The sequence below is a fragment of the Frankia gtarii genome (assembly GCF_025403375.1).
GTDB lineage: Bacteria > Actinomycetota > Actinomycetes > Frankiales > Frankiaceae > Frankia > Frankia gtarii.
The window spans coordinates 1-516 of sequence record NZ_JAMPTM010000617.1; the positions used below are offsets into that span (position 1 = coordinate 1).

The 516-nt window shown below is 69.6% G+C and carries 1 pseudogene; it reads right to left on the minus strand.

The annotated features are described in order from the left end of the window. Window positions 1-276: 276 nt before the first annotated feature. Window positions 277-516 (minus strand): annotated as a pseudogene (locus tag NBZ83_RS32585) (transglutaminase family protein); the annotation flags it as partial.

Sequence of the window (516 nt, forward strand, 5' to 3'; positions counted from 1 at the left end):
CTCCTCCCCCGTGCACCGGCCCGCCCGGGACAAAAAGATCATCGTGGAGCGACGGAAACGGCCAGCAAAATCACCAAAAGTGATCGGCGGGCGCGTCGGCACCCGTCGCCAACGTAGCGCGTGATCGCATTATCACAAAGAGTAAAGATATGCCTCGCGTGCCGCGCGGTCTTCTCGGGCGTTCGCAGTGTCGGCGGTCACCGTCCGGCCCATCTCGATGGCGGGCGCCCGCGAGGCTGGCCTACCTCCGGAAGATGCCGTGCCCCAGCGAGGAGATCACTGCACCGGCTGCACGTCGACGACGGTCACCTGCTGCCTGGCGGTCAGAGTCCCCCGCCCCTGCCCGGTGTACCAACCGGAGGTCGGCGCCACCTCGGAGTAGTCCCGGCCGACCGCGATCGTCACATAGCGCAGATCGGCCAGCCGGTCGTGGCACGGATCGTAGGCGACGGCGAAGGCGCCGGGCTCCCCTCTGTCCGTGCCGGGCGCCGCCCCGCCTCCCGCACCGGTCCGGGG